This window comes from Streptomyces sp. NPDC052101, from assembly GCF_040680235.1.
Taxonomy (GTDB): domain Bacteria; phylum Actinomycetota; class Actinomycetes; order Streptomycetales; family Streptomycetaceae; genus Streptomyces.
Genome location: NZ_JBFAWH010000088.1, coordinates 1 through 6,216, shown reverse-complemented (window position 1 = coordinate 6,216; position 6,216 = coordinate 1). Strand labels below are relative to the sequence as shown.

Genomic DNA, 6,216 nt, shown 5'->3' with positions numbered 1-6,216 from the left:
AAACACGACCGACTCAGCACCCTCATCAACACCAGACCACTGCCCCGCACAAACATGGATGCATTACCACACTGCAGATGAAAACGACCTCTAAGAGCCGTCCTTGTAAGCCTCCATCCACGGGAACGCCTCGGCCACCTGCACCCCGATGGCGAACATGACATGCCAGTCACCCACGTCATCTGGGGAAAGCATCGTGGTCGACTTGACGCCATCGGCAGGCCACGGCTGACCCTTCAGGTACTCGCGAACGTGCTTGCGCTCCGTGCGCTGGTCACGAAGCCGCATGAACGCCGACGACCCGATGAACTTGCCCGAAGCCGTCCCACCTGACTTCACCGTGAGTCGTACGATCGCTTCCCCGCCGTACGTCGGCCCCCAAGGGGCAACGATGATCCCGCCCGGCTTCGTCTGCTGGACCCAGGCGTAAGGGACCTGGCCGATCGAGCACGTAGCAATCACCCGGTCGTACGGGGCCTCCAGCGCGAATCCGGCTGCTCCGTCGCCGACCACGGCCAGCGGCACGAAGCCGACTTCCTGAAGCCTCTTCCTGGCGTCCTCTGCCGTGGCTTCGTCCACCTCGACCGTTACGACGTCCTCGGGGCCTACGCGGTGCGACAGAAGCGCGGCGTTCCAGCCGGTGCCGGTCCCGATCTCCAAGACCCGATGACCTTCGTGGACGCTCAAGGCGTCGAGCATCGAAAAGACCATGGTGGGCATGGAGTTGGAAGAAGTCGGGATCTTGTCCTTGTCGGCACCGGTGTAGGTCCCGTCGTCCCACTGAGTCGTTATCGGGGCGTCCGTGTAAACGGCGTCCCACCATGCGCGCGGCTCCTGGGCACGAACGATCCGGCGCTTCTGCCGGTTGCCGCCCGCCGTACCCGGCCAGATCACATCCGGCACGAACATGTGGCGCGGCGCCCGCTTGAAGGCGGGAAGCCAGTCAGAGGACAGAGCGCCCTTCTCCATCAGCGCGGACGCCAGCCGCTCGGGGCTGGCGTCCGTTCCGTGCTGCTCGGTCATTCAGCGGCCGTCCGCTGGTCCCTGGCCGTCGTTGGTGTTGCCGCCCTCGTCCGACCCGCCGCCGCCGTGCTTGTTGCCGCTGTCGCTGTCGTCCTGGGGGTTGCCGGGGTCCTCGGCCGTGAGCCACTGCTTACGCATTCGATTACCTCCAGTTGGATGGTGCCTCTCGAACCGTCCCGCTGTCTGCGGAACGAGGTGTTGCCCGACCCTGCCGGGATTCCCAACCATGAGGGATACGGGGTTGGGTCACGTTCGACAGGGGCGGAGATCAGCGGTGAATGATCACCAGACAAGGGGCATGAGCTGGCCGCCGGCACAGGTAGGGCAAGGCACCTTCTGCCGGTGGTGGCAGCGCCAGCAGCCCTCAAAGCCGAAGCAGATGGGGCACCAGATTTCGCGGTGTCCGGCACACGTTCCGCAGTACTCCCCGTACGGCCACAGAGCCTGAGTGATGGTTCGAGGACGGCGCGGGTCGGTGCGCGCCATCAGAGGATTTCGCCACGGCTCCGGGCATTGGCTTCGGCGACCCGTTCCCGAAGGCTCGAACGCCCCACGTCCGAATGAGGCGGAGCGTCCGCCCCTTCGGCCGTCGTTCCCAACGGATCATCCGGGTCGTGGAACACCAGCCCCATGCCGTTGCTGCCGCACAGGTTGAACGCCTCGGACAGTCGGGCTCTTGCGTCGCTCGTCATGATCGCTCGCCCCTCATCTGGTCGTGCAGACCACGCTAGGAACGGGCCACACCGGGGCTCTACGAAGTTCTACGAAATTGCACGCGAGTTAGCTGAGCGCCTCGATGGCCTTCGTGATCAAGGTTCGCGCCGTGCCCCCGCGGACCGCCGCTTCCGACAGCCGTTCGAACGCTCTCGCGTACTGCTCGATCTCCGACGGCGCCGTGACATTCACAGCCGCAGTCAGTAGCTCTACCTGGGCTTGTGCGCTGTCGTAGATCGAGAATGTCTCCAGCGGCCACATGTGCCTTGAGGCGGTAAACGGCACGACTCCGAGGGAGACCGCCGGTAGGGACATGATCGACAGCAGATGGCCCAGTTGCCCGGCCATGACTCCGGCGTCACCGATGCGGTACCGCAAGACGGCTTCCTCAACGAGGATGGCGAATCGGTGATCTCCTTCGCGCAGAACTCGCGCCCGGTCCATACGGGCGGCTACAGCTTCCGAGACGTCATTGGGCGTCTGTCGGAAGTCGGTGATCTCAGTGAGCAGCGCGGTCGCGTATGCGGGAGTCTGGAGAAGACCCGGCACCACGTTGGAGCAGTAGATCCGGAAGGTACGGGTGCGCTCGAAGAGCGGTACGTACGACTCCTGGAGTCGGCGTAGTCCGGTGCGCTGGAGCCGTCGCCACTCGACGTACATCGACTCCGCCGAGCGAGACGCGGCGATCAGGTCGGCCGCTTGGTCGTCGGCTCCACAGATGCGGCACCAGTCGCGGATATCCGCGTCCGAGGGGGGCGTGACGGCGTTCTCCAGCCGACTTGCTTTGGAGGGGTGCCATCCGGCCTGTATCGCTACCTCACGGGCCTTCAGGCCAGCGTCCAGGCGGATGTCCCGGAGATGTGTCGCTAGGGCCTCACGGGCTGCCTGGACGCTGGATGAAGGGGAACTGGCCATTGGCGATGTGCGGTCTCAGATCCTGTACTGGTCGTGCGGAATGGCTCGGTCCCAGACGGCTTCGAACGCCGAGGCGCACAGCTTGACCACTTCGGGGCGGTCGTCCACTTCGTCGCCGAGATACACGCCCTCACCGGAGAAGTAGCCGAACCTCACCAGCCGGTCATCGAAGCACCAGAAGTCATTGCCGGGGAGTGCCAGATCCGACGCGTTCCGGCGGGGAAGCCAACGGATCTGCTCACCGGCGGCGATGTTGGTGAACGTGCCGTCGTAGAGGTACCGGGTGTACTCGCTCACCGGTTCGGAGACGATCCGGGCGCGGCGGATGACGACACCACGGGAAACCGCCTCGGACACCATGTCGAGCCAGGGACGCCACCAGGACGCTCGGTCGTTCGGGTCCGGCCGATGCCCGGCCTCCCACGCGGCCATGCGCGGAGCTTCGTCGGGGTCGTCGTAGAAGTCGTGCATCTCAAGATGCACGGCGGATCGCTGGCAGTTCGCCAGCAGCTCACTGAACGGTGGAGCCGTCTGCGGCACTACAAGCCTCCCTGATGGCGGCGATCATACGCATAGGCAGCCGGACGACGGTCTCACTGTCGGGGATGGGGCCGGTCTTCAGGCACTCGGCGCGCGTCGCCTCGTCCACCGTCCAACCCTGCAACACGATCTCTTGCTTCTCCTCGTCGACCCACACCGTGGGGCAGTTCGCCCCGTCCGTGTTCGGGTCCTTGGCGATGAACCGTAGCGACATAGCAGCCTCCCGGGCTATGCGGATTGCACGGACTTCTACGCATGGACCCTTCCGATGCTTGCGTGATCGCGTCAAGGGTGTGCTTTAAGCCACGGGAGGCGACGACTTACGACCGATCGACGCAACCAGCACTGAGTCAGCACAGGGGCAGGAAACAGGCTGAACCAGCCGGAGAAATGAGGAAGGGGCCAGACCCGAGCCATATGCAAAACACGGCCGTGGTCACATGATCCGCCGGACAGAACCTGACTAGGCCCGTCGGGCCACGGTGATGATCTCGGGGCCGGCGTGGCTGAGCGGGCTCCGGCCCCAGTCCCCGTACTGTGCGACGACGGTCAGCCCGGCCTCGGCCAGGAAGGCTGTGAGGGCCTCCGGACCCAGGAAGCGCAGGATGCTGCGGCAGACGCGTGGGGTCGGCCAGGGGGTGCTGGCGTAGGTCTCCGTGAAGCGCACCCGGCCCCCGGTGAGCGGCTGTTGGACCTCGTGCCACACCCGCACGGGTGTGCCGTCGGCGTCGGTGATCTCGTAGACCCGCTCCGGGGTCCAGCGCTCCCAGGCGCGGGCGGCCGGGTTGCGGGTCTCGAAGACGAACCGGCCACCGTCGGCGAGGGCCGCGCTGACCCCGCGCAGGCAGCTTCGGATCTCCTCGTCCTCGACCAGTTCCTGGAACGCGTGCCCGGTCATGACGACGAGGTCGAACTCCCCGTCCCACCGACGCACTCGCGTGTCCCCGAGCACCCACTCGACGCCGTCCGGCTGAGCCTGCCGTGCCTGTACGAGCATGGCGGGGGCCGGATCGAGCCCCATCAGCCGGCCCCGGTGCCCCTCGGTTCGGGCCCGCCGCAGCAACCGTCCGGTGCCGCACCCGATGTCCAGCACCGAGCGGGCCTCCCGCACCAGACCGAGGTAGAAGTCGTCACCCGGTCCCCAGGGGTTGAGGGCGTCGTAGAGCGCGGCGAGCGTGAGATCGGTGAACGAATGATCTACCACCGCGGCAGTCTGACACATGATGTTGAACGGTGTGTCAGGTTCCGGTGCAGTTCTTGAGGGTCTCTCAACTCTTGGTGGAGCCAGCGCACTTCAGGGCGTCGATGAAGGGGGCGAAGGCGGTTGCCGGGAAGGTGAGGGTGGCTTGGGCCGGGGCCTTTGAGTCTCGGACGGCTATGCGGGTGTCCAGGTCGGCCACTTCGACGCACGCGTTGCCTTCGCCGCCGCCAGAGTAGGACGACTTGCGCCACTTGGAGAGGGTGGTCATGGTGCGCCTCACAGCTCCTTGGCCAGCTTGTGGATGAAGTCACGAGAACGCTCGGGTTCGAGTGACACTGCTTCCACTCTACGGAAGAGCGTTCGAAAGTGACCGAGTTGGGCTTCGGCGTCGATGAAGAGCGTGCCGTGGGGTCCGTCGCGTACCACGGTGTCCAGTTGGGGGACGGGGCCGCCTGCGTACACCATGGCGCTTCCGGCACCGGCGAACGAGTCCAGCTCAAAGGGGATGACGCGCACGGTTACGTGAGCGGCATCGGACAGCTCCAGGATGCGGGCTAGCTGCGCCCGGGTCGCGGTGCGGTCGCCCACTCTGATGCGCAGCGCCGCTTCGTGGACCACAGTCTCGTACGGGACCGGCTCCGGGCGCTCGATGATGGCCCTGCGCCTCATACGGTGCTCCACCCAGGGTTCCAGTTCGTTCTCGGGGAAGTCCGGGTTCACGTACGAGAATAGGGCGCGCGCGTACTCCTCGGTCTGAAGGAGGCCCGGCACATGCAGGAAATCCACGTCCCATCGGTAGCTCGCGTGATGCTCCAACTCTGATAGGTCCAGGAACGAGTTGGGAAGCGAGCCCCGGTACTCCTCCCACCAGCCATGCGTCCGGTCGATGGCCATGGTCACCAACGCCTTGATCAACTCAGCGTCTGTGCAGGCGTAGTGCGCGGCGAGTCGCCGTACACGCTCCCCGCTCACGCCCGCTGTGCCGAACTCGATCTGACTCACCTGAGTCGAGTCGGTCCCGAGCAGCGCAGCGGCCTCACGTCCCTTCAGTCCTGCGGCCTCACGTAGTTTCCGCAGCTCGGCGCCCAGACGTGCCTGGCGTGCGGTGGCTTCTTTCCTGCGCGCCATGTATTCCTCCCTGCGCCCAACGTGCCTGAGGCACAACCTCATTCGAGGGGCAGATTACGGCAACGACTTGCGTGGTCCCAAATTGTGGCCCTACCGTCGGTGATGAAGCGCACACGCACCGGAAGTGCACCGCTCCGCCCTGCCATGACGGCTGCGGCAATGCCACCGCGCGCCAACTTCCCACTCACCGCACGGAGTTGATGACCCATGCCCGAAAACGATCCCATCGAGTCCTGGGACTACACGCTCTACATCCCGAACGACCTCAGAGCCGTGACGGTGTGCCGCCGCACCCTGCGCCTGATCCTGACCCTGCACGGGTTGATCGGCCTGGTGGACACCGCCGAACTCCTCGCCACGGAGCTGGTCTCCAACGCCGTACGCCACACGAAGGGGCCGGCCGCGCTCAGGGTCCGGCGCACCCCGGAGGGGATGGTGTGGATCGGGGCGTGGGACACCGACCCCGCTCCGCCGGACCCACCAAGGCCCCTGGAGCAGGTGGCGGAGCTGGAGCTGGAGGACGGCCGGGGGCTGGGGCTGGTGAAGGCGTGCGCGGAGTACTGGGGATGGCAGCCGACGGCTCGGTTCGGGGACCGGGGGAAGTACGTGTGGTGCGAACTTGCGGCGGCGTAGCTCGTTGATCACCGCGATGGAAAGGAGTTTCAATGACCGGGTCAAGCCGCCTGCGCGGTCGG

At 66.0% G+C, this 6,216-nt stretch carries 10 protein-coding genes; 1 reads left to right on the top strand and 9 read right to left on the bottom strand.

What is annotated here, in order from left to right; genetic code table 11:
* Window positions 1-90 precede the first annotated feature (90 nt).
* The 9 genes from AB0L75_RS43675 to AB0L75_RS43635 form a co-directional block, all read right to left on the bottom strand.
* A complete protein-coding gene (locus AB0L75_RS43675; protein ID WP_365191866.1) occupies window positions 91-1,023 on the bottom strand; it encodes a methyltransferase domain-containing protein in 933 nt (310 codons plus the stop codon).
* A complete protein-coding gene (locus AB0L75_RS43670; RefSeq protein WP_199814055.1) occupies window positions 1,024-1,161 on the bottom strand; it encodes a hypothetical protein in 138 nt (45 codons plus the stop codon).
* A gap of 347 nt (window positions 1,162-1,508) precedes the next feature.
* On the bottom strand, window positions 1,509-1,715 hold the full coding sequence (locus AB0L75_RS43665) for a hypothetical protein (RefSeq protein WP_365191865.1): 207 nt from the start codon (window positions 1,713-1,715) through the stop codon (window positions 1,509-1,511).
* 88 nt (window positions 1,716-1,803) lie between these two features.
* On the bottom strand, window positions 1,804-2,652 hold the full coding sequence (locus tag AB0L75_RS43660; RefSeq protein ID WP_365191864.1) for a helix-turn-helix transcriptional regulator: 849 nt from the start codon (window positions 2,650-2,652) through the stop codon (window positions 1,804-1,806).
* A gap of 15 nt (window positions 2,653-2,667) precedes the next feature.
* Window positions 2,668-3,192, bottom strand: a complete 525-nt coding sequence (locus AB0L75_RS43655; protein WP_365191863.1) for a DUF6879 family protein — start codon at window positions 3,190-3,192, stop codon at window positions 2,668-2,670.
* Complete coding sequence (locus AB0L75_RS43650; protein WP_365191862.1) at window positions 3,164-3,406, bottom strand: hypothetical protein; 243 nt, start codon at window positions 3,404-3,406, stop codon at window positions 3,164-3,166. The genes AB0L75_RS43655 and AB0L75_RS43650 overlap by 29 nt, the downstream gene beginning before the upstream one ends.
* 249 nt (window positions 3,407-3,655) lie before the next feature.
* Window positions 3,656-4,396 carry a methyltransferase domain-containing protein gene (locus AB0L75_RS43645; RefSeq protein WP_365191861.1) on the bottom strand — a complete coding sequence of 247 codons (741 nt, stop codon included), beginning with the start codon at window positions 4,394-4,396 and terminating at the stop codon, window positions 3,656-3,658.
* A gap of 64 nt (window positions 4,397-4,460) precedes the next feature.
* Complete coding sequence (locus AB0L75_RS43640; RefSeq protein ID WP_365191860.1) at window positions 4,461-4,661, bottom strand: DUF397 domain-containing protein; 201 nt, start codon at window positions 4,659-4,661, stop codon at window positions 4,461-4,463.
* Between the two features lie 8 nt (window positions 4,662-4,669).
* A complete protein-coding gene (locus AB0L75_RS43635) occupies window positions 4,670-5,521 on the bottom strand; it encodes a helix-turn-helix transcriptional regulator (protein ID WP_365191859.1) in 852 nt (283 codons plus the stop codon).
* Window positions 5,522-5,728: 207 nt separating this feature from the next.
* Between AB0L75_RS43635 and AB0L75_RS43630 the strand changes: the two genes are divergently transcribed.
* Complete coding sequence (locus tag AB0L75_RS43630) at window positions 5,729-6,154, top strand: ATP-binding protein (protein WP_365191858.1); 426 nt, start codon at window positions 5,729-5,731, stop codon at window positions 6,152-6,154.
* The last annotated feature ends 62 nt before the right edge of the window (window positions 6,155-6,216 follow it).